This is a genomic window from Nocardia sp. NPDC060249, assembly GCF_042728755.1.
Lineage (GTDB): Bacteria > Actinomycetota > Actinomycetes > Mycobacteriales > Mycobacteriaceae > Nocardia.
This window is the reverse complement of record NZ_JBHXAQ010000001.1, coordinates 1089740-1113010: the sequence shown is the minus strand read 5'-3', so window position 1 is coordinate 1113010 and position 23271 is coordinate 1089740. Positions and strand designations below refer to the sequence as shown.

Here is a 23271-nt window from a genome sequence, read left to right as displayed (position 1 = left end):
TCAGCCACGCAGTTTCGAGTGCAGTTCCTGCAGTGAGCGCACCCCGATGCCGCCGTTGATGCTCGCCTCGATGCCCTGCACCGCCGCCGCCGCGCCCTGCACGGTGGTGATGCACGGGATGTTCGCGCCCACCGCGGCGGTGCGGATCTCGTAGCCGTCCACGCGGGGGCCCGAGTTGCCGTAGGGGGTGTTGAACACGATGTCGATCTCGCCGTCGCGGATCTGCTCCACGATCGAGGCCTCCGGCATGCCGGTGGCCGGATCGGTGGCATCCGGATCGGAGTGCTTGCGCACCTGCTCGCACGGAATACCGTTGCGGCGCAGCGTTTCCGCGGTGCCCTCGGTGGCCAGGATGCGGAAGCCGAGGTCGTGCAGGCGCTTGATCGGGAACACCATGGCGCGCTTGTCGCGGTTGGCGACGGAGACGAACACGGTGCCCTCGGTCGGCAGCGAGCCGTAGGCGGCGGCCTGGCTCTTGGCGAACGCGGTGCCGAAGTCGGCGTCGATGCCCATGACCTCGCCGGTGGACTTCATCTCCGGCGAGAGCAGCGAGTCGACGCCGGAGCCGTCGGCGCGTCGGAACCGGTGGAAGGGCAGCACGGCTTCCTTCACCGCGACCGGCGCGTCCAGCGGCACATGGCCGCCGTCGCCCTCGGGCGGCAGCATGCCTTCCTTGCGCAGGTCGGCGATGGTGGCGCCGAGCATGACGCGCGCGCAGGCCTTGGCCAGCGGCACCGCGGTCGCCTTGGAGACGAACGGCACCGTGCGGCTCGCGCGGGGGTTGGCCTCGAGCACGTAGAGGATGTCGTCCTTGAGGGCGTACTGCACGTTGAGCAGGCCCTTCACGCCGATACCCTTGGCCAGCGCGATGGTGGAGCGGCGCACGGCCTCGATGTCGCTGCGGCCCAACGTGATCGGGGGCAGCGCGCAGGCGGAGTCACCGGAGTGGATACCGGCTTCCTCGATGTGTTCCATCACGCCGCCGAGGTAGACCTCGTCGCCGTCGCACAGCGCGTCGACGTCGATCTCGATGGCGTCTTCCAGGAAACGGTCGACCAGCACCGGGTGATCCGGGTTGAGCTCGGTGGCGCGGGAGATGTAGCCCTCGAGGGACTGCTCGTCGTAGACGATCTCCATGCCGCGCCCGCCCAGCACGTAGGACGGGCGGACCAGCACCGGGTAACCGATCTCGTTGGCGATCTTCTTGGCCTGTGCCACCGTGGTGGCGGTGCCGTACTTGGGCGCGGGCAGTCCGGCGGCAACGAGGACGTCACCGAATTCGCCACGGTCCTCGGCCAGGTCGATCGCGGCCGCGGAGGTGCCGACCACCGGCACGCCTGCGTCGGTGAGCCGCTGCGCCAGACCCAGCGGGGTCTGGCCGCCGAGCTGCACGATCACCCCGGCGACGGTGCCCGACTCGGCTTCGGCGTTGTACACCTCGAGGACGTCCTCGAAGGTGAGCGGCTCGAAGTAGAGGCGATCGGCGGTGTCGTAGTCGGTGGAGACGGTCTCGGGGTTGCAGTTGACCATCACGGTCTCGTACCCGGCGGCCGAGAGCGTCTGTGCCGCATGCACACACGAGTAGTCGAACTCGATGCCCTGACCGATGCGGTTCGGGCCCGAACCCAGGATGATGACCTTCTCGCGCTCACGCTGCGGCGCGACCTCGGACTCCGCACCGGGATCCAGCTCGTAGGTGCTGTAGTGGTACGGGGTCTTGGCCTCGAACTCCGCCGCGCAGGTGTCGACGGTCTTGTAGACCGGGCGCACCTGCAGGCGGTGCCGCAGCGAGCGCACGCCTGCCTCGCCCGCGAGCTCAGGACGCAGGGCCGCCAGCTGGCGGTCGGACAGACCGTAGTGCTTGGCGCGACGCAGCAGATCCTCGTCGAGGACGGGCGCGTCGAGGATTTCGGTCCGCAGCTCGACCAGGCCGAGCACCTCGGCGACGAACCACGGGTCCACGCCGGAGGCCAGCGCGACCTCTGCGACGCTCGCGCCGTAGCGCAGCGCGCGTTCGACCTGGTAGATGCGACCTTCGGTCGGCACGCGCAGGTCGGCGAGGATGGCCTCGATCGCCTCACGTACCGACGCCGAATCGCTCGGGTCCGCCGGGGCCCACTGGCCGTCGTCGGTGGTCCAGAAGCTGGTGGCCTTGGTCTCGAGCGAACGCAGCACCTTGCCGAGGGCCTCGGAGAAGTTGCGGCCCATCGACATCGCCTCGCCCACCGACTTCATGGTGGTGGTCAGCGTGGCGTCGGCGCCGGGGAACTTCTCGAAGGCGAACCGCGGCGCCTTGACGACGACGTAGTCCAGAGTCGGCTCGAACGACGCCGGGGTCTCGCCGGTGATGTCGTTGACGATCTCGTCGAGGGTGTAGCCGATGGCCAGCTTCGCGGCGATCTTGGCGATCGGGAAGCCGGTGGCCTTCGACGCCAGCGCCGAGGAGCGCGAGACGCGGGGGTTCATCTCGATGACGATCAGGCGGCCGTCGGCCGGATCCACCGCGAACTGGATGTTGCAGCCGCCGGTGTCGACGCCGACCTCGCGCAGGATGGCGATGCCGAGATCGCGCATCTTCTGGTACTCGCGGTCGGTGAGGGTCATCGCGGGGGCGACGGTGACCGAGTCGCCGGTGTGCACACCCATCGGGTCGACGTTCTCGATCGAGCAGACGATGACCACATTGTCGTTGCGGTCGCGCATGAGCTCGAGTTCGAACTCCTTCCACCCGAGGATGGACTCCTCGATCAGGACGTTCGCGGTCGGCGAGGCGGACAGGCCGCCACCGGCGATGCGGTCGAGATCTTCCTCGTTGTAGGCCATGCCGGAACCGAGCCCACCCATGGTGAACGAGGGACGCACGACCACCGGGTAACCGAGGTCGGCGACGGTCTCGCGCACCTCGTCCATGGTGTAACAGACGGCGCTGCGGGCACTCTCACCGCCGACCTTGGCGACGATGTCCTTGAACTTCTGCCGGTCCTCACCGCGCTGGATGGCGTCGAAGTCGGCGCCGATCAGCTCGACGTTGTACTTCTGCAGCACACCGTTCTCGTGCAGCGCGACGGCGGTGTTGAGCGCGGTCTGCCCACCCAGGGTGGCCAGGATGGCGTCGGGGCGTTCCTTCTCGATGACCTTCTCGACGAACTCCGGGGTGATCGGCTCGACGTAGGTGGCGTCGGCGAATTCCGGGTCGGTCATGATGGTCGCCGGGTTGGAGTTCACCAGCGAAACGCGCAGTCCTTCGGACCGCAGCACCCGGCACGCCTGGGTACCGGAGTAGTCGAATTCGCACGCCTGGCCGATCACGATCGGGCCAGAGCCGATCACCAGGATGTGCTTCAGATCCTCGCGGCGAGGCATCAGGCTCCTTCCATGAGACCGGCGAAACGGTCGAACAGGTATGCGGCGTCGTGCGGGCCTGCGGCGGCCTCGGGGTGGTACTGCACCGAGAAGGCGCGGCCGTCGATCAGCCGGACCCCTTCGACGGTGCCGTCGTTGGCGCAGATGTGGGAGACCTCGGCCTTGCCGAACGGGGTGTCGAACACCTCGCCGCGCTCGCCTTCGAGGGCGAAGCCGTGGTTCTGCGCGGTGATGGACACGCGGCCGGTGCCCTCTTCGATCACCGGGATGTTGATGCCGCGGTGGCCGAACTTCATCTTGTAGGTGCTGCGGCCCAGCGCCCGGCCCAGGATCTGGTTGCCGAAGCAGATGCCGAACAGCGGGATCCCGCGTTCCAGGACACCCTGGGTGAGCGCAATGGCGCCGGTCTGGGTGGCCGGGTCGCCGGGGCCGTTCGAGAGGAACACGCCGTTGGGGTTGAGCGCGAGGATGTCGTCGAGGGAGGTGTTCGACGGCACCACGTGGGTGCGCACGCCGCGCTCGGCGAACATGCGCGGGGTGTTGGTCTTGATGCCCAGGTCGACCGCGACGACGGTGAAGTTGTGCTCGCCGACCGGTTCGATCGTGTACATCGCGTCGGTGCTCACCTCTTCGGCGAGGTCCGCGCCCAGCATCGAGGCCTGGCCGTTGACCCTCGCGAGGAGTTCCTCGTCGTTGGCCAGCGCGGCGCCGGAGAAGATGCCCGCCTTCATCGAACCGCGGCTGCGCAGGTGGCGGACCACCGCGCGGGTGTCGATGCCGGCGATGCCGACCACGTCCTGGCGGTCGAGCTCGTCGGTCAGCGTGCCGGTGGCGCGCCAGTTGGAGGAGACCCGCGAGGGGTCGCGCACGGCGTACCCGGCAACCCAGATCTTGGCGGACTCGTCGTCCTCGTCGTTCCAGCCGGTGTTGCCGATCTGCGGGGCCGTGGCCACCACGATCTGGCGGGCGTAGCTGGGGTCGGTCAGGGTTTCCTGGTACCCGGTCATCGCCGTGCAGAACACGGCCTCACCGAGTGTCTGTCCCTCGGCGCCGAAGGCGGTACCGCGGAATACGCGGCCGTCCTCGAGCACCAAGGCTGCCTTGACATTGCTCATTCATCGTCTCCCGTCGTCACCCTGGTCGCATCCGCAATCCATGCCGGGTACACCGTCTTGTCGTCACCCCGGAAACCGGTATCTATCTCGGTCCCGGTCGGCAGTGTCCAGCGAATTACCAGCACACCGCCTTCGGTCATCACTTTGCCCGCGTGTCCGCGCTCGGTCCGCACGGCCGTCACCGATTCCTGCGGAATCCAGATCACCGTGGCGCCATCGCGTTCGAGCAGAATTCCGCGTTCGAACCGCGTCAGTTCGGCGGTCGCCCGGAATCCCAGGTCACCGACCGCGATCCGGTCCTGCCAGCTGGGCGCGATGGTGCTGCCCAGGTACATGCCGGTGGTCGGTTCCAGTAGTTGTGCGCCCAGTTCGGCCGGCACCGTCGGCAGTTCGCCGATGCGTGCCTGCTGTCGCGTGGCCTTCTTCTGCCAAGCCCGGTACATCAGCCACAGGCACACAATGAAAAATGCCAGCAGCCCGACTACCCACAGCGTTCTTTCCACGTCCTGGCCTCCCTAGATCCCGACCGCCTTGCCCTCGCGGGCAGTTACCCGGCCGCGCAGCACGGTGGCTGTGACCTCGGCCGGGAACGTCATGTCCTCGAACGGTGTGTTGTTCGAGATGCTCGCCAGTTCGGCGCCACGCACCGTCCACTCGGCGTCGGGGTCGATCAGCGTGAGGTTGGCGGGCTCGCCGACCGCGATCGGGCGGCCGTGGTCGTCGAGGCCGACGATCGCGGCAGGCTTCTCGCTCATCACCTTCGCGACGCCGCGCCAGTCGAGCAGGCCGGGCCGCACCATCGTCTGCACGATGATCGACAGCGCCGTCTCGAGGCCGAGCATGCCGGGGCGGGCGGCCGCGAATTCGCAGCACTTGTCCTGTTCGGCGTGCGGAGCGTGGTCGGTGGCGACACAGTCGATGATGCCGTCGGCCAGTGCCTGGCGCAGGGCTGCCACGTCGCTGGACTCGCGCAGTGGCGGGTTCACCTTGTTGACCGCGTCGTAGGTTTCCAGGCGCGAGTCGTCGAGCAGCAGGTGGTGCGGGGTGACCTCGGCGGTGATCGAGATGCCCTGGGACTTGGCCCATTTCACCAGTTCGACGGTGCCCGCGGTGGAGGCGTGGCAGATGTGCACGCGGGCGTTCGCGTCGCGGGCCAGCAGTGCGTCGCGCGCGACGATCGACTCCTCGGCGGCGCGCGGCCAGCCGTGCAGGCCGAGGCGCGCGGCGTTGGGGCCCTCGTGCGCGATGGCGTTCTTGGTCAGGCGCGGTTCCTCGGCGTGCTGGGCGATGAGCACGCCCAGAGAGTTCGCGTATTCGAGGGCGCGGCGCATGATCAGCGGGTCGTCGACGCAGTGACCGTCGTCGGAGAACATCCTGACCTGGCCGATACCGGCGGCCATGGTGCCCATCTCGGCGAGCTGCTTACCCTGCAGGCCGACCGTGACGGCACCGACCGGGAACACGTCGACGAGGCCGACTTCCTGGCCGCGGCGCCACACGTGGTCGGTGATGACCACAGAGTCGGCGACCGGGCTGGTGTTGGCCATCGCGAACACCGCGGTGTAACCGCCCAGTGCGGCGGCGGCGGAACCGGTTTCGATGGTTTCGGTGTCTTCGCGGCCGGGTTCGCGCAGGTGCGTGTGCAGGTCGACGAAGCCGGGCAGCAGGATCTGGCCGTTGCCCTCGATCACCTCGGCATCGTCGGACACCGTCAGACCGGTGCCGATGTCGGCGATGAGGGTGTCGCGCACCAGGACGTCGACGGGGTCGCCTTCGCCGTAGGGCTTGACGTTCTTGATCAGCAGCTCACTCATACCGTTTCCTCCTGACCCACGAGCAGCCGGAACAACACGGCCATCCGCATGTGCACTCCGTTCGAGACCTGCTGCAGCACAGCCGATTTCGGCGAATCCGCGACCGCAGAGGCGATTTCCATGCCGCGCAGCATCGGGCCGGGGTGCAGGACCACCGCGTCGTCGCCGAGCAGCGCGAGCCTGCGCTCGGACAGTCCGTAGTTGATCGAATATTCGCGGGCCGACGGGAAGAACCCGCCGTTCATCCGCTCCGCCTGCACCCGCAGCATCATCACCGCGTCGGCGCCGGGCAGTTCCGCGTCCAGCGAGGACGAAACCCGGCAGGGCCAGGCCTCCACGCCGACCGGCAGCAGCGTGCGCGGCGCCACCAGGACCACTTCGGCACCCAGAGTGTCGAGCAGGGAGACATTCGAGCGGGCGACCCGGCTGTGCAGGATGTCGCCGACCAGCACGATCCGCTTGCCCGCGATGTCACCGAGGCGCTGGCGCAGGGTGAGCGCGTCGAGCAGGGCCTGGGTGGGGTGCTGATGGGTGCCGTCGCCCGCGTTGATGATCGACGGGGCGGCGCGGTTCTCCTCGCGCGCCCACTGCTCCATCCAGCGCGCGATCTGGTGCGCGGCACCCGAGGCCGGGTGGCGCACGATCAGCGCGTCGGCGCCCGCCGCGTGCAGGGTGAGGGCGGTGTCGCGCAGCGATTCACCTTTGGAGACAGACGAACTCGACGCGCTCACGTTGATCACGTCGGCGCTCATCCATTTGCCCGCGACCTCGAAGGACACCCGGGTGCGGGTGGAGTTCTCGTAGAACACCGTCATCACGGTGCGACCGCGCAGGGTCGGCAGTTTCTTCACCTCGCGGCCCAGCAGGGCCTGTTCGAAGCGTTCGGCTTCGTCGAGGAGTTCGGTGGCGGTGCCGCGATCCAGGTCGGCGACCGTCAGCAGATGCTTCACGCCTCCACCTCGCTGGCGCTCGGCTCCGGCGTGAACCATCGGATGGCTGTGTTCATGGTTCGGTCGCTGCGCTCCCTCACTGCTCTTGACCTTCCTGATGCAGATACACACCGTCACGACCGTCGTGCTCGACCATCAGCACCGAGATGTCCTCGGCGCGCGAGGTCGGCACGTTCTTGCCCACGTAGTCGGCACGGATCGGCAGCTCGCGGTGGCCGCGGTCGATGAGCACGGCCAGCTGCACGGCGCGGGGGCGGCCGAGGTCGCGCAGGCCGTCCAGGGCGGAGCGGACCGTCCGGCCCGAGAACAGCACATCGTCGACGAGCACGACCAGCGAGTTCTCGATGCCGCCGTCGGGCACCGAGGTGCGCTCGAGCGGGCGGTGCGGGCGACTGCGCAGGTCGTCGCGGTACAGCGTGATATCGAGGGAGCCGAGGGCGGGGCGCACACCGGAGAATTCCTCGATCTTGTCCGCCAGCCGATGGGCCAGGGTGGTGCCGCGCGTCGGGATTCCCATGAGAACCACCCGCGGTGCGTCGGCGTCGCCGGAATCCAGAGCGGTCTTCTCGATGATCTGATGCGCGATCCGCGCTACGGTCCTGGTCACATCCGATGGCGACAACAGCTCGCGTCCGGCCGCCACCCACTCCGGGGTGTGCCGCTGCGATGTTTCGCCCGCGCCGGTTCTGGCCGCCCGTTCGGGCACAGCCATGCCGACCTCCTTCCCCGCCTCACCGGACGGTCCGTTAAAGGATGCCTAACTCGCCCGTCAGCCTATCAGCGCCGCGAGGCGCCTTTGACCAGGTAGGCCCACCTGTGAGCGCGACCACGGAGCACCGGCGGACGACCGCCACCGTGTCGGTGATCACAGGCACGCCGAAAGTGCAGCGAGCGCGCATGTTTCACCGCCACGGGCGACCCCGGAACCACCCCACCACCAGACTGTCCGTGATCGCATTCACGTCGCCGGAAGGGCTTGGATAATGCGTTGCTCGGGAGCCCCTGGGTCCGCAATCATCGATCATGACCATCAGTCCCAGCACCCATCCCCGGTCGACTCCCCCGGAGCGGATCGATCTGGGGGATCTGTTGCTGCGTCGGTGGCGCCCTGGTGACCTGATTCGCCAATTCGCCGCGCTGAGCGCCTCGCACGCACACCTGCACCCGTGGATGTCGTGGGCCGCGAAGACGCCGACGCTCGCCGGGCAACGCCGCTCCCTCCAGACCTCGGCCGCGCACTGGCCGACGCCCGACGGCGGCTTCCTCTACGGGATCTTCACCGCGAGAGGCGAGGTAGCGGGCGGCATCGGACTCCACGACAGGGTTGCCGACCCGGCCGCCCTGGAGATCGGTTACTGGTGCCATATCGCCCACACCGGCCGGGGAATCATCACGCGCGCCGCCCATGCTCTGACCACCGCCGCGCTCGCGCTCCCGCACATCGGTCGCGTCGAGATCCATTGCGACGCAGCCAATGTCCGCAGTGCGGCAGTTCCCCGGCGGCTCGGATACGAACTGGCCGGCACTGCCCCGCGCCCGCGTACGGCGCCCGCCGACTCCGGTATCGGCATGGTCTGGTCGACCGTCGACGGCCCCGGCGGGTGGGCTGGCAGGTTGCTTGTCGCTCGATGACGCCCGGACTAGACTGTGACGCGCACCACATCGCGACGGCGGATTCGTCCCGCCGCCCAGAGCGATCGTGACCCGATCGGAGCGCCGGGTCGCGATGTTCGGTCGCGACCCCCGGCTCGTCGGGCCGGGCCCGAAGTCACTCCGATCCCGCTCGACCGTGCAAGGAGATGACCGTCATGGCAGTTGCCGTCGAACTCGAATTCACCGGCGCGACCCTCGAACAGTACGACCAAGCCCTCGAGAAGATGGGCTTCGTGCACGGCGGCTCCGGTGGCCCCGGCCTGCTGTTCCACCTGGTCAGGAAGACCGACACCGGATTCCATGTCACCGACGTCTGGGAAAGCCGCGAGCAATTCCAGAGCTTCGCCGAATCCACCCTCGGCCCCATCGGCATGGAAGTGGGCATGCCCAACCAGCCCACCATCGAAGTCCACGAGATCTACAACTACCTGGCTCAGGGAAACTGACGCGTTACACGGCTACGGTCCGACCGGCGACCATCGAGAACACGTGCCGCGGTGCGAGTTCCGCGTCGAGAGTTCGCGCACCCCACCACACCGCGCGAGCCAGTGCCTTGCGTCTCGGCCCACGTCAGGTGCGCAACGGGCAGGGCTCGGTGGTGACCTGCGGCTCAGGCCACGTGGGCGCGCAGGGCTTGGGTGAACCAGGTGAAGATCGGGGCCAGGTCGGGTTGGTCGGGCCAGGCGTTCACGGTGCCGAGTAGCCGCCAATAGCGTTGTACGCGTGGGTCGTCGGCTACTTCGAGCCGTTCGAGGATCCAGCGGCGCAGCGCGGTGTCGTCGGGGCGGTCGAAGGTGGTGGCGTAGCGGGCGGTGAGGGCGTCGACGATGAGGGTCGCGGCTGCGGATTGTGGGCCGATGCCCGCGGCGATGGCGTCGCCGACAAGGGTGCGCACGGCTTCGGTGAGGTCGTGGTGCAGGCCGGTGGTGTCGCCTGCGGCGCGTTCGCGGGCCTGATAGTCGGCCATCCGGCGGACAGCAGCACGGAAGTCATTGTCCTGCACCAGTTCTGCCAGTTCCATCCAAGCTGCCAGCTGATCGGGGGTCGGGTCGTCGGGTAGGTCGGGCACGCTTGCTCGGACCAGTTCCACCATGGCGGGGTTGGCGGCGTAGCGGCCGAAGGTGTCGTCGACGAAATCCTCGATGAGGCGATGTCTTTCGGCGGCGGACAGAACGGCGAGTCGGTGCATGAGTTCCATCTCTCGTTGGTCGGAGTCCCGGTCGGCTACCGCCCGCAAGACCGCCCGGCGCACCCGCAGGGTCCGGATCTCGACGTCGAGCGCGTCCGCGTGGGTGGCGGCGACCTCTGCCGTCGACGATTCGCGATCGAGCACAGCGCGCACGGTGGTCAGATCCATGCCGAGCGCGCGCAAGGTACGCACGAGTTCCAGTCGCGCGATTGCGGCGGTGTCGTAGAGGCGGTGGCCGGCCGGGCTGAATACGGTCGGCGCCACGATGTCGCGGTCGGCGTAGAAGCGGATGGCCTTGACCGTGAGCGCGGTGCGTGCGGCCACTTCACCGATCGTGCGGAGCGTGTCGTCGTCCATGGATCTCAGCGTGCCGTCTCCCCTCGGGGGAGAGGCAAATCTGCGCTGCGCGGAGCACCATCGCCGGAGGCGTCTCCGGCATGATCGGCTCGAACGGTCACAGCGGCGCGGGCGGTTCCGGCGCGGCCTGGCGGGTGGGCAGCGCGCTGATCGTCAAGGCCAGCATGACCAGGGCGATGCCCGCGAGTTCCAGCACAGTGGGTCGTTGTGCGAGGGCGATCGCGCCGACGACGGTCGCGGTCGCCGGGAGCAACGCGAGCAGCAGGGCGAATCGGGCGCGACCCACCGCGGTCAGCACCACCTGGTCCAGCGCGTACGGCACCGCACTCGACAGCACGCCGACGCCGAGACCGAGCAGCCAGGTCCGCGGGTCGGCGAAGACCGCGGCATCGATCGCCAGCTGCGGGATCAGCACGAACGGCGCCAGCAGTACCGCCGCGGCCGCCATCCCGACAGCGAGAGAATCCTGGCCGTCACCGGTGTCGGCGACGCGCTTGCCGACCAGGATGTACGCCGCCCACAGGACCGCCGAGGCGAGAGCGAACCCCACTCCGACCGGCTCCACGTCGAACTGCACGCCGGCCAGCAGCACCACACCGACCGCCACCAGCGCCACGGCGAGCAGGTCGCGCGCCCGTCGCGACCCGAGCGTCGCGACGGCGACTGGACCGAGGAATTCGATAGCGACGGCGGTCCCGAGCGGGATGCGCGCGATGGCCTCGTAGAACACGATGTTCATCGACACGGTGACGATGCCGAACCCGGCTGCGGTCGCGATGCCCCGCCGTGTCCAGCGGGTTCGCCACGGCCGCCGCCAGGCCAGCAACGCGACCCCCGCCGCCGCGGCCCGCAACCAGGCGACAGTGGACGGCTCGGTGGTGTCGAACAGGAAGACGCCGAGCGCCGCACCCACATATTGCGAGGTCGCCGCGATGATGAACACCATCGGCACCGACCAGCCGGGTAGCGCGCGCGTCGCCGGCTGGTCGGTTGTCGAGATCGCATTCATCCCAGGAGTAATCCACAGACGGGCACGGATTTCAACGCGAACCGGCACGGGATCGAATGATCACCGGTTCTCGCGCTACCGGTGCCATTGCGTCACGTGGCGCTGCCGGAAAGTCGGCGCCGATCGCTGCGGAGTTCGGCGTTCGCGCGACTACCGAGGCCGAACCACCTGGTCAGCGCCGCGCGCAGATCAGCTGCGGCGGTGTCCGAGGACTCGTCGACCGTCGCCGCCCAGGCGATGTGACCGTCGGGGCGGATCAGGAGTGCGTCGGCGGGACGATCGCCGGTCTCGGCCGCGTGGATGTCGACGCGCTGCGCCCACTCCCCGGCTATCTCACGCAGGTCGGCACGGTCGGCCAGGTCGAGAAAGATCGGTCGCGCGGCGCGCATGATCTCGGCGACGGCGGTGGTGCCCTGGTCGGTGCGCAGGCTCAGGTCGGGAGCGAAAGTGCCGGTGAGCGACGGGGTTCCGGGTGCCGGGTAGCGCAGATCGGTGCCCGCGACGAGGGCTCCCATGCGACGCAGCGCGGGTTCGTCGCAGAGCAGTTCCTGGAATACCGTGCGCAGCGCTTCGGCGGCAGGGTCCTGACCCTGGCGAAGTGCCGCCTGGGCCCGGGTCTGCAGCAGTGCGCGACCACCCGCGAAGTGGCGTTCGTCGTGGTAGGTGTCGAGCAGGTCGGCCGGCGCCCAACCGTGGATGTCCGCGGCCAGCTTCCAGGCCAGGTTCACCGAATCGGTCATCCCGAGATTCATCGCGGCGCCGGTAGCGGGCAGCAGGTGGGCCGCGTCACCGGCGAGGAATACTCTGCCCACACGGTAGTTTTCGGCCTGTCGGTCCTGGAACTGGTAGCGCGACAGGCGAGTCGGCGCGCCGAGCGGGACCTCCGCGCCGAGGACGCGCTGGACGCTGTCGCCGAGTTCGGCCATGGTCAGTGGTTCGTCGTTGTCGTACTCGGTGTCGTCGTTCTCGGTCGTCTGGAAGAACATCACGCGGTCCTCGGCACTGACCCGCCCGAGCGCGAACACCCCGTCGCCGGTGTGGGTGAATCCCGGATCGATCCGGCCGAAACCGGGCACCTCGATGCCGCCGTCGTCGAGCACGGTCACCGACTCGTGCACGGCGACCGCGGCCAACCGGTTGACCTCGGGATGGGTGCTGCCGGGGAACCCGATTCCCGCCAGTTCGCGAACCCGGCTGCGGCCGCCGTCGCAACCGACCAGGTAGCGGGCGCGCACCCGGCACGGCCCGTCCGGTCCGTTCACGTCCGCGATCACCGCGTCGTCGTCCTGGGTCACCGCGACCACTTCGTGTCCGCGCCGGATCTCGGCACCGAGGTCGACGGCGTCCTCGGCGAGCAGGTCCTCGACCCGCGCCTGCGGAATCGCCATGGCGTGCAGCGGAGTTTCGTCGAGGCCCGTGAAATCCAGATACACCCCGCCGAAGGGGAAGATCGGCTTCGGACTCGCATCACCGCTGACCGCTCTCATCCGATCGAGCAGTCCCCGATAGCGCAGCACATCCAGAATCCGCCCGCCGAGACCACTGGCCTTCTGCGCGGTCCCCGGCTGTTCACGACGTTCGAGCACCAGGGGACGCACCCCGGCCCGCCCCAACTCCCCGGCGAGCATCAACCCGGCAGGCCCGGCCCCGACAACGATCACGTCGGTGGTCATCTCTTGCATCTCGTCACTCCCGAATACGGCTGGTCCCTGCATTGCCCAGCGATTCTGCAGCACCGCCGGGGCCTTGCCGCAAGCCCCGGGGTGAGCTATAAGTTAGGAGGGGCAACGAGTCAGCGGCTCACCGTCAGGTGGTTGCTAGCGGAAGTACACATAGTCCTGGACCCAGTGGAATCCGCGGCTGCGCAAGGTGAAGGTGTCGGGGTCCTTGCGTTCCAGGGTGATCGTGATCGGGCGGTCGTGCAGTGTTCCGCGCAGCAGCAGTCGGTCCGGGGTGGGTTTTTCGGAGGACAGTGTCGCGAACGGTGGTCCGGGGTCGACCGCGCCGAGGGCGTTCATCGAAGTGAGCTCCACATGTCCGTCGGGGCGGAAGTGGGCGTGCGCGGGTACCAGTTCGCCGTTCATCCGCTGGTAGGCGGCTTCCTGCGGGTCATCGAAAACCAGTCGCTGCCACCGTGTTTCGTCGGTGATCAGCGGCGGGATCGGCTGCCCGTCGATGGTGAAATCCCGCACCTCCCAGATTCCGTACAGCGCGGACTTGGGGCTCGCGGCACCGGATTGTTCGTGCCAGACCACCCAGCGGTCATAGCCGCTCCCCCACGCGACCCACAGGCCGAGCGCCGCCACCACCCAGATCGCCACGCGGTTCTTCCTGGCATCGGTGAACAGCGCGGGCTGGGTCAGCGGCGCGCACGCGCGTTCGCGCGCGAAGACATCGGTCAGCCGGCGCAGGTACGGAGCGAGCAGGAACACGCTGATCAGCAGCAGGTGCGCGGCGAGCAGTTTCTCCGGTATGTCGAACGTCATGTTCAGCAGCAGAATGTGCGCTGTACTCGCCATCGTCAACGCGGCGCCGAGCACTGCGGTCCTGGACACGAACAGCAGCAGCCCTGCCACCACTTCCACCCCGCCGAGAGCCATCTCGTACGGATACGAGCTGCCGACCTGCAGCCACAACACCGAGGCCGGACTCATCTCGCCGTACGGCCGCAACAGTTGAGCCAGTCCGGGGGCCGGCATCTGGGTGGGGATCAGTTTGGCGAACCCGAATCCGATCATCTGCCCGCCCAGAGCCAGCCGCAGGAACAGCGAGAACCAGGCGAGCGCGCGGGCGGGCACCCGGCGACGGTCGAGGACTGTCCACACCGCGCTGCCCGTCGCCGCGACGACCAGCAGACAGAACACCAGGACCCAGACGGCGGTTTGGTCGCCCGCTCCGGAGTCCTGGTGCAGCTCCGCGTCGACCCCGAAGACCGCGCGTCCGACCGGCCCGGTGACGGGGTCGGTGATGGGCATGTTCCACGGCCCCGGGTATTCGCGAATCCACCGGCCGAGGATGCCGAGCAGCGCGAACGGGATATAGGTGAGGAGCAGGCAGAGCAGGCCGAAATAGAGGATGGAGAATCGGAGCACGATCTGGGTCGGCACAGGCCGACCGCCCCGTGCTGCGACGGGGGCCGACGCTGTCGTGATCACTACTGCATCCTCGGGTCGTAGGTCGGATCGGCGTACAGGGGCGGACAGCCGAGTTCCCCCGCGTCGGGGCGAAGTTCGTAATGCCAGGGTTCGTTCGCGTAGATCTGGCACAACCCGTAGGCGGCACCGTGCGCGGACAGCCACGCCGCGCCGTCGGTCGGCCCGATGTCGACCGCTTCGCCCGCTACGTGAGCGGACGTGTCAGGGGTTGCCACCCACCGAGCGGCTTCGGTTTCCGAGCCGTACTTCGAGACTGCCTCGCGCAGTAGTTGTTCCTGGTACTCCGGTGACCGCCAGCCACTGTTGACGACGAGCTCGACTCCGTTGTCCGCGGCATCAGCGGCGGCGGCACGCAGGGCGGCGAGCAGATCGGGGTCGAGGTTGCCCAGGGACGGATTCCCGTCATCGAAGAGCGTCGCGCCGGGCGGACCGCGGTGGCCTCCGACAACGGTGTCGAGGGATCGTGCGACCGAGGACATGGTCGGCAGTGACTGGTAGACGAGGACACCGACGGACGTCGCGCTGACGATGACAACAGCGGCGAGAGCGGTCGATCGGAGACGGCGGATCGCCGGTTCACGGTGGTTCATGCCCCTCAGTCAAGGCAGCATGGTGTTGCCGACGCGTATGCGATGTCGGATACGCCGACGATATCCCCCGGCTGGGAGAATCGAGCGTCTATGCGTGTACTGATCGTCGAGGACGAACCCTATCTGGCGGACGCCATCCGCGATGGCCTGCGCCTGGCCGCGATCGCCGCCGACATCGCGGGTGACGGCGATACCGCACTGGAACTGCTGGGCGTCAACACCTACGACATCGCGGTCCTGGACCGCGACATCCCGGGTCCCTCCGGTGACGAGATCGCCGAACACATCGTCGCCTCCGGTTGCGGTCTGCCGATCCTGATGCTCACCGCCGCCGATCGGCTCGACGACAAGGCGAGCGGTTTCGGGCTCGGCGCCGACGACTATCTCACCAAGCCGTTCGAACTGCGCGAACTCGTCTTGCGGCTCAGAGCGCTCGACCGCAGGCGCGCGCACAACCGGCCACCGGTGCGCGAGATCGCCGGGCTGCGTCTGGACGCGTTCCGCCGGGAGGTCTACCGCGATGGCCGCTACATCGCCCTGACCCGGAAGCAGTTCGCGGTGCTCGACGTGCTCATCGCCGCCGAAGGCGGTGTCGTGAGCGCCGAGGAACTGCTGGAACGGGCGTGGGACGAGAACGCGGACCCGTTCACCAACGCGGTGCGTATCACCGTCTCGGCGCTACGCAAACGCCTGGGCGAACCGTGGGTCATCGCCACCGTGGCCGGTGTCGGGTATCGCATCAGCGACGGGCGAGACCGTGGGTAGGGCCCCCGGACTCAGCGTTCGCCTCAAACTCACGCTCAGTTACGCCGGCTTCATCATGGTCGTGGGTTCTCTGCTCATCGCCGCCGTCGGCGTCTACTACCTGTGGTATCTGCCCGAGGGGTGGATCTACACCGGCAGCGGCGATTTCTGGATCGATCGCGGCATGCTGCTGCGCTCCTTCGCTCCGTTCGTGACCATCGTGATGGCTTTCCTGCTGGCGATCGGTCTGGTGGGCGGATGGTTTCTCGCCGGTTGGATGCTCACCCCACTGACCCGCATCACCGCCGCCACCCGCGCGGCCGCGAACGGCTCACTCGCCCACCGGATCCGGCTGCCCGGCCACAGCGACGAGTTCCGCGAACTCGCCGACGCCTTCGACATCATGCTCGCCCGCCTGGAAGCACACGTCAACGAACAGCGTCGCTTCGCCGCCAACGCCTCCCACGAACTACGCACGCCACTGGCGATCACCCGGACCCTGCTCGACGTGGCCCGCGACGACCGCACCCACGACACCGGCGAACTGGTCGACCGCCTCCACACCGTCAACACCCGAGCGATCGACCTCACCGAGGCATTGCTCGTGCTCAGCCGCGCCGATCAAGGGTCGTTCACCCGAGAACACGTCGACCTTTCCCTGCTCGCGGAAGAAGCCGCCGAAACGCTGCTCGCCCTCGCCGAGGACCATGGCGTGATCCTGAAGACCTCCGGAGAGGTGACCCCCACCATCGGCTCACACGCCCTGCTGTTGCAGCTGACGACCAACCTCGTGCACAACGCGATCGTCCACAACCTGCCCGCGCGCGGCGTCGTGTGGGTCACGACCGGACTGCGACCCGAGACCGTGGTGCTCACCGTCGAGAACACCGGCCCGGCCCTCGACCCCCTGGTGGTTCCCACCCTGGTCGAGCCGTTTCAGCGCGGCACCGAACGCGTTCGCACCGACCACGCGGGCATCGGCCTCGGCCTGGCGATCGTCGACAGCATCACCGCGGCACACGGTGGAACCCTCGCACTCGATCCCCGTCCGGCCGGCGGACTCCGTGTCACCGTGCAGCTTCCGCGTCGGCCGATTCCGCAGGCAGCACGGCGGTGAGGGCTCCGACACGGCAGTGTTCAGGGCGTGCGCAGCACCGAACGCACCAATTCCGCGACCGCCGCGCGCAAACGGTCGACCTCGCCCGCCCTGGCCAATTGCTGTGCGAGTTCCCCGCCGACCGTCGACAACAACAGCGCGCCCACGGTGTCGGCGTCGATATCGGGACGGACCTCGCGCAGGAGCGTGCCGATGTGCTGTGCCCAGAACGTGTGGAATTCGGCGCTGCGCGGATGGGGCGGCATGCGGGTGCGATGACCGACCGACGTCCCACCGAACGCGCCGATGCCGCGCGCAACCGTCGAGCGATCCTCGATGCCACCGCCGCGCTGCTGGCCGAACACGGCGCGGCCGGGGTGACGATGGATCGGGTGGCCGCGGCGGCGGGAGTCGCGGGTGTCGCGGCGGGCGAGACCGTCCTGGTCGAAGCGGCGGCCACCGGCGTCGGCGGCTGCCTCACCCAGCTGTGCGCCGCCGCGGGCGTGCGCGTCATCGGCACCGCGGGCGGGGAACAGAAGGCCCGGATCGCACGCGACAACGGCGCGGATGACGTGCTCGACCACACCGCGCCCGACTGGGCGGATCAGCTGGCCGATCTTCTCACCGACGGCACGGTCGACGTCGTGTTCGATTCCATCGGGGGCGAATCGCTGACGCCACTGCTCGACCTGATCACCCCACTGCGCGGCCGAATCCTCAGCTACGGCTGGCTCGACGGCTCCCCCGCCCAACTGGGCGTCACCGAGCTGATCCTGGGCGGGCTCACGCTCACCGGCTGCGCGGGCGCCGCCTGGCTCGGCGAAGTCGCCCGGCAACGATCGACGGCACTGCCGGCAACGGCACAGGGCCACCTGACCCCCCTGATCGACTCGATCCTCCCCCTCGCCGACGCCGCCCACGCGCACCGAAAACTGGAGGGCCGGATCGCTTTCGGCACCGTGCTGTTGCGTCCGTAAACCTTCAGCCTCCTTGAAACTGCGCGTATGCTTCAAGCAACCTGAAGGTTGGTGGAACTCACGCAACCCGGGCACCGATAGGAGCAGATCTCATGTCACAGGCCACATTCGGCATCGACTCACTGGCGCTGCCGTCCACGCCACTCGCGATCGAGACCCACCGACTGATCAACGAGGCCCTCGAAACGGCGGTGTGCCATCACAGCATTCGCGGATTCCTGTTCGGGCGCGCCCACGCCGCCGACCAGGGTCTGCGGCCCGGCACCGACTACGACGAGGAGCTCATGTACCTCATCTGCGCGCTGCACGACATCGGCCTGTCCGAACGTGCCAACGGCACACAGCGATTCGAGATCGACGGTGCGGATTTCGCGGCGGAGTTCCTCGAGGCGCAGGGCATCGGCGATGAACGCGTGGACATCATCTGGGACGCCATCGCCGCACACACGACCGGTCTCAGCGACTCACCCGTGTACCGCCGGCGCCGACCCGCCGCCATCTGGATCGCGGTCACCGGCATCGGCCTCGATGTCGGCGGCGGCCCCGATGATCTGCCCCCGGGGTTCGCAGACCTGGTCCACGCCTCCTATCCGCGTCTCGGCGGCACGCGGGCGCTCACCGACATCATCGAACGTCAGGCGGTCGCCGACCCGCGCAAGGCACCGCCGGGCTCGCTCCCGGGCGAGATCCTCCGGCTGCGTCATCCGGAATTGGTGCCGTACACATGGGACATGGTTCTCGACACGAGCGGCTGGCAGGACTGAGCCCGACGCGGGATCGGCGCCTGGTCGGCCGACAGCGCCAGGCTGTGTCGACCAGGCTTCCGGAGCCACCTATCGAACATACATTCGAACACGTTGTAGACTGGCGCTCATGTCGCTGCCCCTGCAAGGTTCACTGTTCGACGGTGATGCGATTGCCCTGGGTTCGATCGAGGCGATCCGGCGCACCCCACTCGACGCGACCAGCTGGGTCGATGTGCTGCCCGGCTGGCTGAGCGGCGCGAGCCAGCTGTTCGATCGGCTGGCCGAGCGCGTGCCCTGGCACGCCGAACGCAGACCGATGTACGACCGAGTGGTGGACGTACCGCGACTGGTGTCGTTCTTCGGGGAGAACGATCCGCTCCCCGATCACATTCTGGTCGATGCGCGGGCGGCATTGACCACGCACTACGCGGCGGAACTCGGTGAACCGTTCCGGACGGCCGGGCTGTGCTTCTACCGCGACGGCCGTGACAGCGTCGCCTGGCACGGCGACACGATCGGCCGCGGCGCCACCCACGACACAATGGTCGCGATCGTCTCGGTCGGAGCGCCACGCTCCCTGCTGCTGCGGCCGCGCGGCGGTGGCGCGAGCGTACGGTTCACCGCCGGGCACGGGGATCTGCTGGTGATGGGCGGGGCATGTCAGCGCACCTGGGAACACGCGGTCCCCAAGACCGCACGCCCCGTCGGACCCCGCATCAGCATCCAGTTCCGCCCCCGCGGTGTCCGATGATCCGACCACCACCTTCGGACCTATTTCATCGCAATTCTCTCTGCCGCTCGGTAATTCACGGGCAGTCGACAGAACTGAGCGTCTGCGAGCCGAGCGAGGTGACACCGACGCCGAACAGGAACGGGGGGTTTGATCACGCGACAGCGTCGCCGTCACGCGAGCCAGACACTGTGTCCAGCCAGGGGTCGTGCGGGGCGGACGGATTTCGGCGACGTGGCGGATTGTCGGTGGCTGGTCGTAGGATCCGGGGATGGGGAGTTCACTTCTGCCGCATGTGCGGGCGTCGAATGCGCTGACGGGGCGGTGGTGCGCGACGTTCGGGGGCGGGGACGCGGTGGTGTCGGGGGCCGGATTGTGGCCGCTGCTTGCCGTATTGGCGGGGGCGGCTTCCGGGCGCGCAAGAGAGGAGCTCGCCGCGGCGGTGGGGGTCGCGGCGGAGCACGCCCACGCGGCAGGGCTGGATATGTTGAAATCGCTGGATACTTCCCGGGAGGTGTCGACGGCGATCGGGGCGTGGGTTCGGGCCGGGCTGACTCTGCGCGAGGAGTGGGTTCGCAGTATGCCCGCCGGGACGGTCGGGGAACTGGGCGATCCGGCGGCACTGGATGCGTGGGCACGCGAGCAGACTCGGGGGTTGATCGAGAAGTTCCCGGTGCCGATCACCCCGGATACCGGCTTCGCGTTGGCCACCGCCTTGATGGCGCGCACTCGCTGGGTGACCCCGTTCGACGAGATCCTCTACGCCCCGGAAACCGGTCCGTGGCAGGGACATCGGGGAACCGGCCTGTACCGGACGAGCCATCCCGACGGCAGTGTGTCGGTACTGGATGACGACGTCACCCGGGCGATCGTCAGAGGCACAGGCGAACTCGATGTGCACCTGCTCATCGGAGCGGACCCGCGCCACGGCATCACCACCGGACTCGCCGCGCTCGACGGCACCGTCGCGGTGCGAACCGAACTGCCGGTCGGCACGGCGGCGCCCTGTCTGTCGGTGAGTCGACGCGAGACCTACGGCGGCGGAGACTCTCTCGTCGTGAAACTGCCACCGTTCGAGATCGAGAACGAGCACGATCTCACTCACCACGCGGCACTGTTCGGCCTTCGCACCGCTCTGAGCAATTCCGGATCCCATTTCGCCGGACTCGCCGCCGATCCGCTCGCGCTGAGCGCCGCAGGCCAGAATGTCATGGCACGCTTCGACGCCACCGGCTTCGAGGCCGCCGCTGTCACGGCCGCGGCGATCAACCTGACCGGCGTGCCGCAGAAGACCTGGTCCACGATCACCGCGGTCGACATCGAGCGGCCGTTCGGGTTCCTCGCGGTGGACCGGCCGACCGGACTCGTCCTGGTCGCGGGCCAGGTCACAAAGCCGCCGGTGGAGTGGGTCCGACCGGTCGGCACAGCGCACGCGCGGCGCCGAAACCCGGGGCCGCCGTGGTGAGATCGGTAATCGACATTGCCGAAGCCGTTGCTCAGCAACAGGATTCGGTTTCGATACGGCTAGTGGAGGCCGTATCCTGGTAGGAGTCCGCAGTCAGGTGCACAGGGGGTCGTGGTGATCGTCGTTGTCGCGGACGAGAGCGAACTCGAAGGCGCGGAACAGATCGTCGGCGCGGCCCTCCGTGACCAGGCGTTTCGGGCGGGTGGCGTCGCCGTGTTCCGCTGTCATGTGCCGGAGAGCCGGGGCGGGTCGGTCGAGGTCGACGCGTTGGTGTGCACGCCGCAGAGCGTGACCATCGTGGAGGTGAAGGGATTCACCGCCCGCCAGGAAGGCACCCTCGCCACTCCACCGAACGGCCCGTGGACCATCGACGGTGAACCGGCCGCGCTGTATCACGCCGTTCGGGTGCCGAACCCGTTCGTTCAGGTGCGCAGGCAGGTGTTCGCGGCCAAGAGCTTGCTGCAGCAGACCGGGATCTTCGGCTGGGTGAACGCGGTGATCACACTGGTCTCCCAACCCGGCGCCGAGATCACCATCGAGGAAACCCGAATCGCCGACGGGTACCGTGCGGTGCTGATCGATCGCGATGACACCGGCGCGCTGCACGACTATTTCCAGGCCGAGAGCGGGCGGACGGTCCGGCTCAGCATCGATGACGTCACCCGGGTGTTCGGTGCGCTGAACCTGGGCCATCTGTTACCCGCCCCCGATGAGCTGACGGCGCAGGGTTTTCCGGCCGCGCTCGATCCGGCGACCACCTCGCGCCCCGTCGCCCCGACCGCCGTGGAGCTCGGTTCCCCCTCGGGGACAGCGGGTTCCGACGACGCATCGAATTCCCCTGCGGCGCCGATCAGTTCGGCACGGGCCTCCACACCCGCCTTTCTCGCCGCGATCGACAGGCTCGCCCATCGAGCCCCTTCGCCGGCTCGCCCCGAGGAGTCCACGACTCCGGGGTCGGATCCGGCGGTATCGTCCGCGGCGATCGAACCGCTCGACGAGCGAACGCCCGGCACCGAATCCGCCGAACAGGCGACGAACGCGACGGCGCGCGCCGACGGCGCCGAGGAAGAATCGCCCCCGGACGACACCTCTTCGCACGAGGCGACACCGGAGGACGCTACTGCGGACCGCGAAAGCACCACACACGCTGAACCTTTCGACGATGATGCGACCGTCCTGGACGCACCCCCGCTCGGCGACGAATCCGAAACATCGGACGGCCAGCCCGAAAGCACTGTCTCGCTGAGTAAATCCGCTACTGGAAACGAATCGGGCACGATCGTCGATCCGCCGACCCAGGGCGTCGAACCCGCAGCCGGGGACGAGCAGGCCGCCGCGAGCGCACCTGCCGGTACCGACGAAGACCCGACCGACGACTCGGGTGCCGCGGTGGGCGCAGCGGCCGCGGTGGGCGCCGCCGCCGCGGTCGGTGCTGCCGCGTCGGCCGGCAGAACCGGATCGCGCAGTGCCCCCGCGCAGGCATACACCCCCGCCGTCGCACCTTCGTACCGTTCCCCGGAACCCGAAGCGCCCCAGCAGCACCCGGAGCACTGGTCCGATTGGGTCGAACACGACCGGACGACGCGGCGGCCGATGCGCTCGGAAAGGCGGCGGTCGTGGCGTCGAGGGAACGGCCCGTCACTGCTCGAGCGGTGGCACAACCGTCCTGTTCGGGAGCGGAACATACCCAGGCGGGGCCTGCGGGTCGGGCCCGGTGTCGCGTTACTGCTGTTCATCGCGCTGTTCGGCGCCGGGTTCTTCGCGATCGCGGCGGTGCAGGCGAGCCGATTCGAGATGTCGGACTACGACCGGATGTGCGGCGAGGACAAGAAGCCGTTCCCGAACGCCGCGCCCTATGAGCGCGACGGCGCGCGCCCGATCTATCTGTCCGGTCACCTCACGTCCATGGTTCATCCGAACGATCCGACCGCGTGGAACCCGGACGACCCGTCGACCGTGCAGCTCATCGCCTGCATGAAGCAGCTGGAACTGCGCGACCTCGTGCAGACCTGCCAGTACGGCCCCTCACCAGGGGCGCCGGTCGGACGCACCGTCAACCTCTTCCGCGCCACCTACGAGATCGCCGTGTACGAACTCCACACCGGACGCGAGGTCGCCAAGGCCACCATGCTCGGCGAACGCTATTCCGACAACCCGGCCAACACCGACCAGGACCGCTGCCGGGCGGCCGCCGATGCCCCCGACTACCTCGGCCGCCGCCTCGGCCAACCCTCGACAGCCCAGCTCACCGGCTTCCTCGCCCCACTGGTCCACGCCCCACGCTGAACCGCTTGACCTCGAGCGCACTCGAGGTAGCA

At 68.6% G+C, this 23271-nt stretch carries 21 protein-coding genes; 9 read left to right on the top strand and 12 right to left on the bottom strand.

Annotated features, from left to right (window positions below; genetic code table 11):
* From carB to pyrR, 6 genes are all read right to left on the bottom strand, one after another.
* Nucleotides 1-3363, bottom strand: coding sequence for a carbamoyl-phosphate synthase large subunit (gene carB, locus ACFWFP_RS04940; protein ID WP_379293189.1), 3363 nt, complete (start codon nucleotides 3361-3363; stop codon nucleotides 1-3).
* Nucleotides 3363-4478: a glutamine-hydrolyzing carbamoyl-phosphate synthase small subunit gene (gene carA / locus ACFWFP_RS04935; protein ID WP_379293187.1), complete on the bottom strand. Its 1116-nt coding sequence runs from the start codon at nucleotides 4476-4478 to the stop codon at nucleotides 3363-3365. The genes carB and carA overlap by 1 nt, the downstream gene beginning before the upstream one ends.
* The gene (locus ACFWFP_RS04930) at nucleotides 4475-4981 is read right to left on the bottom strand and encodes a transporter (protein ID WP_379293186.1); all 507 of its coding nucleotides are present in this window, start codon (nucleotides 4979-4981) and stop codon (nucleotides 4475-4477) included. The genes carA and ACFWFP_RS04930 overlap by 4 nt, the downstream gene beginning before the upstream one ends.
* A gap of 12 nt (nucleotides 4982-4993) precedes the next feature.
* Nucleotides 4994-6292 carry a dihydroorotase gene (locus ACFWFP_RS04925; protein WP_379293185.1) on the bottom strand — a complete coding sequence of 433 codons (1299 nt, stop codon included), beginning with the start codon at nucleotides 6290-6292 and terminating at the stop codon, nucleotides 4994-4996.
* On the bottom strand, nucleotides 6289-7242 hold the full coding sequence (locus ACFWFP_RS04920) for an aspartate carbamoyltransferase catalytic subunit (protein WP_379293184.1): 954 nt from the start codon (nucleotides 7240-7242) through the stop codon (nucleotides 6289-6291). Before ACFWFP_RS04920 ends, ACFWFP_RS04925 begins: the two co-directional genes overlap by 4 nt.
* Nucleotides 7243-7318: 76 nt before the next feature.
* A complete protein-coding gene (pyrR, locus tag ACFWFP_RS04915; protein ID WP_379293183.1) occupies nucleotides 7319-7954 on the bottom strand; it encodes a bifunctional pyr operon transcriptional regulator/uracil phosphoribosyltransferase PyrR in 636 nt (211 codons plus the stop codon).
* A 311-nt stretch (nucleotides 7955-8265) separates the two neighbouring features.
* Here pyrR and ACFWFP_RS04910 point away from each other — a divergent pair, with 311 nt between their 5' ends.
* Together ACFWFP_RS04910 and ACFWFP_RS04905 are read left to right on the top strand one after the other, a co-directional pair.
* The gene (locus tag ACFWFP_RS04910; RefSeq protein WP_379293182.1) at nucleotides 8266-8874 is read left to right on the top strand and encodes a GNAT family N-acetyltransferase; all 609 of its coding nucleotides are present in this window, start codon (nucleotides 8266-8268) and stop codon (nucleotides 8872-8874) included.
* Between the two features lie 176 nt (nucleotides 8875-9050).
* Nucleotides 9051-9341, top strand: coding sequence for a hypothetical protein (locus ACFWFP_RS04905; RefSeq protein WP_379293181.1), 291 nt, complete (start codon nucleotides 9051-9053; stop codon nucleotides 9339-9341).
* Between the two features lie 164 nt (nucleotides 9342-9505).
* On the opposite strand, the gene ACFWFP_RS04900 is transcribed toward ACFWFP_RS04905, so the two are convergent.
* From ACFWFP_RS04900 to ACFWFP_RS04880, 5 genes are all read right to left on the bottom strand, one after another.
* Complete coding sequence (locus tag ACFWFP_RS04900) at nucleotides 9506-10441, bottom strand: MerR family transcriptional regulator (protein ID WP_379293180.1); 936 nt, start codon at nucleotides 10439-10441, stop codon at nucleotides 9506-9508.
* 97 nt (nucleotides 10442-10538) lie between these two features.
* Nucleotides 10539-11450: a DMT family transporter gene (locus ACFWFP_RS04895; RefSeq protein WP_379293179.1), complete on the bottom strand. Its 912-nt coding sequence runs from the start codon at nucleotides 11448-11450 to the stop codon at nucleotides 10539-10541.
* A gap of 92 nt (nucleotides 11451-11542) precedes the next feature.
* Nucleotides 11543-13132, bottom strand: coding sequence for an FAD-dependent monooxygenase (locus ACFWFP_RS04890; protein ID WP_379293178.1), 1590 nt, complete (start codon nucleotides 13130-13132; stop codon nucleotides 11543-11545).
* 135 nt (nucleotides 13133-13267) lie between these two features.
* The gene (locus ACFWFP_RS04885; protein WP_379293764.1) at nucleotides 13268-14602 is read right to left on the bottom strand and encodes a DoxX family protein; all 1335 of its coding nucleotides are present in this window, start codon (nucleotides 14600-14602) and stop codon (nucleotides 13268-13270) included.
* 2 nt (nucleotides 14603-14604) lie between these two features.
* Entirely contained in the window at nucleotides 14605-15195 is a 591-nt protein-coding gene (locus tag ACFWFP_RS04880) for a M15 family metallopeptidase (RefSeq protein ID WP_379293177.1), read from the bottom strand.
* 90 nt (nucleotides 15196-15285) lie between these two features.
* Between ACFWFP_RS04880 and ACFWFP_RS04875 the strand changes: the two genes are divergently transcribed.
* On the top strand, nucleotides 15286-15960 hold the full coding sequence (locus tag ACFWFP_RS04875; protein WP_379293176.1) for a response regulator transcription factor: 675 nt from the start codon (nucleotides 15286-15288) through the stop codon (nucleotides 15958-15960).
* Nucleotides 15953-17056: a sensor histidine kinase gene (locus ACFWFP_RS04870; protein ID WP_379293174.1), complete on the top strand. Its 1104-nt coding sequence runs from the start codon at nucleotides 15953-15955 to the stop codon at nucleotides 17054-17056. The genes ACFWFP_RS04875 and ACFWFP_RS04870 overlap by 8 nt, the downstream gene beginning before the upstream one ends.
* Nucleotides 17057-17076: 20 nt before the next feature.
* Here ACFWFP_RS04870 and ACFWFP_RS04865 read toward each other — a convergent pair whose 3' ends face one another.
* Entirely contained in the window at nucleotides 17077-17301 is a 225-nt protein-coding gene (locus ACFWFP_RS04865) for a hypothetical protein (RefSeq protein ID WP_379293173.1), read from the bottom strand.
* 9 nt (nucleotides 17302-17310) lie between these two features.
* Between ACFWFP_RS04865 and ACFWFP_RS04860 the strand changes: the two genes are divergently transcribed.
* From ACFWFP_RS04860 to ACFWFP_RS04840, 5 genes are all read left to right on the top strand, one after another.
* Nucleotides 17311-18012, top strand: a complete 702-nt coding sequence (locus ACFWFP_RS04860) for a zinc-binding alcohol dehydrogenase family protein (protein WP_379293172.1) — start codon at nucleotides 17311-17313, stop codon at nucleotides 18010-18012.
* 92 nt (nucleotides 18013-18104) lie between these two features.
* Nucleotides 18105-18776 (top strand): HD domain-containing protein, encoded by a 672-nt coding sequence (locus tag ACFWFP_RS04855; protein WP_379293171.1) that lies wholly within the window; start codon nucleotides 18105-18107, stop codon nucleotides 18774-18776.
* A 109-nt stretch (nucleotides 18777-18885) separates the two neighbouring features.
* Entirely contained in the window at nucleotides 18886-19509 is a 624-nt protein-coding gene (locus ACFWFP_RS04850; protein ID WP_379293170.1) for an alpha-ketoglutarate-dependent dioxygenase AlkB, read from the top strand.
* Nucleotides 19510-19759: 250 nt separating this feature from the next.
* Complete coding sequence (locus ACFWFP_RS04845) at nucleotides 19760-20953, top strand: serpin family protein (protein WP_379293169.1); 1194 nt, start codon at nucleotides 19760-19762, stop codon at nucleotides 20951-20953.
* 111 nt (nucleotides 20954-21064) lie between these two features.
* The gene (locus ACFWFP_RS04840; RefSeq protein ID WP_379293168.1) at nucleotides 21065-23239 is read left to right on the top strand and encodes an NERD domain-containing protein; all 2175 of its coding nucleotides are present in this window, start codon (nucleotides 21065-21067) and stop codon (nucleotides 23237-23239) included.
* The last annotated feature ends 32 nt before the right edge of the window (nucleotides 23240-23271 follow it).

Bases quoted from the DNA above. Each gene is read 5' to 3' on its own strand.
- carB (WP_379293189.1), bottom strand. From the start codon at position 3,363: ATGCCTCGCCGCGAGGATCTGAAGCACATCCTGGTGATCGGCTCTGGC.
- carA (WP_379293187.1), bottom strand. From the start codon at position 4,478: ATGAGCAATGTCAAGGCAGCCTTGGTGCTCGAGGACGGCCGCGTATTC.
- ACFWFP_RS04925 (WP_379293185.1), bottom strand. From the start codon at position 6,292: ATGAGTGAGCTGCTGATCAAGAACGTCAAGCCCTACGGCGAAGGCGAC.
- pyrR (WP_379293183.1), bottom strand. From the start codon at position 7,954: ATGGCTGTGCCCGAACGGGCGGCCAGAACCGGCGCGGGCGAAACATCG.
- ACFWFP_RS04910 (WP_379293182.1), top strand. From the start codon at position 8,266: ATGACCATCAGTCCCAGCACCCATCCCCGGTCGACTCCCCCGGAGCGG.
- ACFWFP_RS04905 (WP_379293181.1), top strand. From the start codon at position 9,051: ATGGCAGTTGCCGTCGAACTCGAATTCACCGGCGCGACCCTCGAACAG.
- ACFWFP_RS04900 (WP_379293180.1), bottom strand. From the start codon at position 10,441: ATGGACGACGACACGCTCCGCACGATCGGTGAAGTGGCCGCACGCACC.
- ACFWFP_RS04895 (WP_379293179.1), bottom strand. From the start codon at position 11,450: ATGAATGCGATCTCGACAACCGACCAGCCGGCGACGCGCGCGCTACCC.
- ACFWFP_RS04890 (WP_379293178.1), bottom strand. From the start codon at position 13,132: ATGCAAGAGATGACCACCGACGTGATCGTTGTCGGGGCCGGGCCTGCC.
- ACFWFP_RS04880 (WP_379293177.1), bottom strand. From the start codon at position 15,195: ATGAACCACCGTGAACCGGCGATCCGCCGTCTCCGATCGACCGCTCTC.
- ACFWFP_RS04875 (WP_379293176.1), top strand. From the start codon at position 15,286: ATGCGTGTACTGATCGTCGAGGACGAACCCTATCTGGCGGACGCCATC.
- ACFWFP_RS04865 (WP_379293173.1), bottom strand. From the start codon at position 17,301: ATGCCGCCCCATCCGCGCAGCGCCGAATTCCACACGTTCTGGGCACAG.
- ACFWFP_RS04860 (WP_379293172.1), top strand. From the start codon at position 17,311: ATGACCGACCGACGTCCCACCGAACGCGCCGATGCCGCGCGCAACCGT.
- ACFWFP_RS04855 (WP_379293171.1), top strand. From the start codon at position 18,105: ATGTCACAGGCCACATTCGGCATCGACTCACTGGCGCTGCCGTCCACG.
- ACFWFP_RS04850 (WP_379293170.1), top strand. From the start codon at position 18,886: ATGTCGCTGCCCCTGCAAGGTTCACTGTTCGACGGTGATGCGATTGCC.
- ACFWFP_RS04845 (WP_379293169.1), top strand. From the start codon at position 19,760: ATGGGGAGTTCACTTCTGCCGCATGTGCGGGCGTCGAATGCGCTGACG.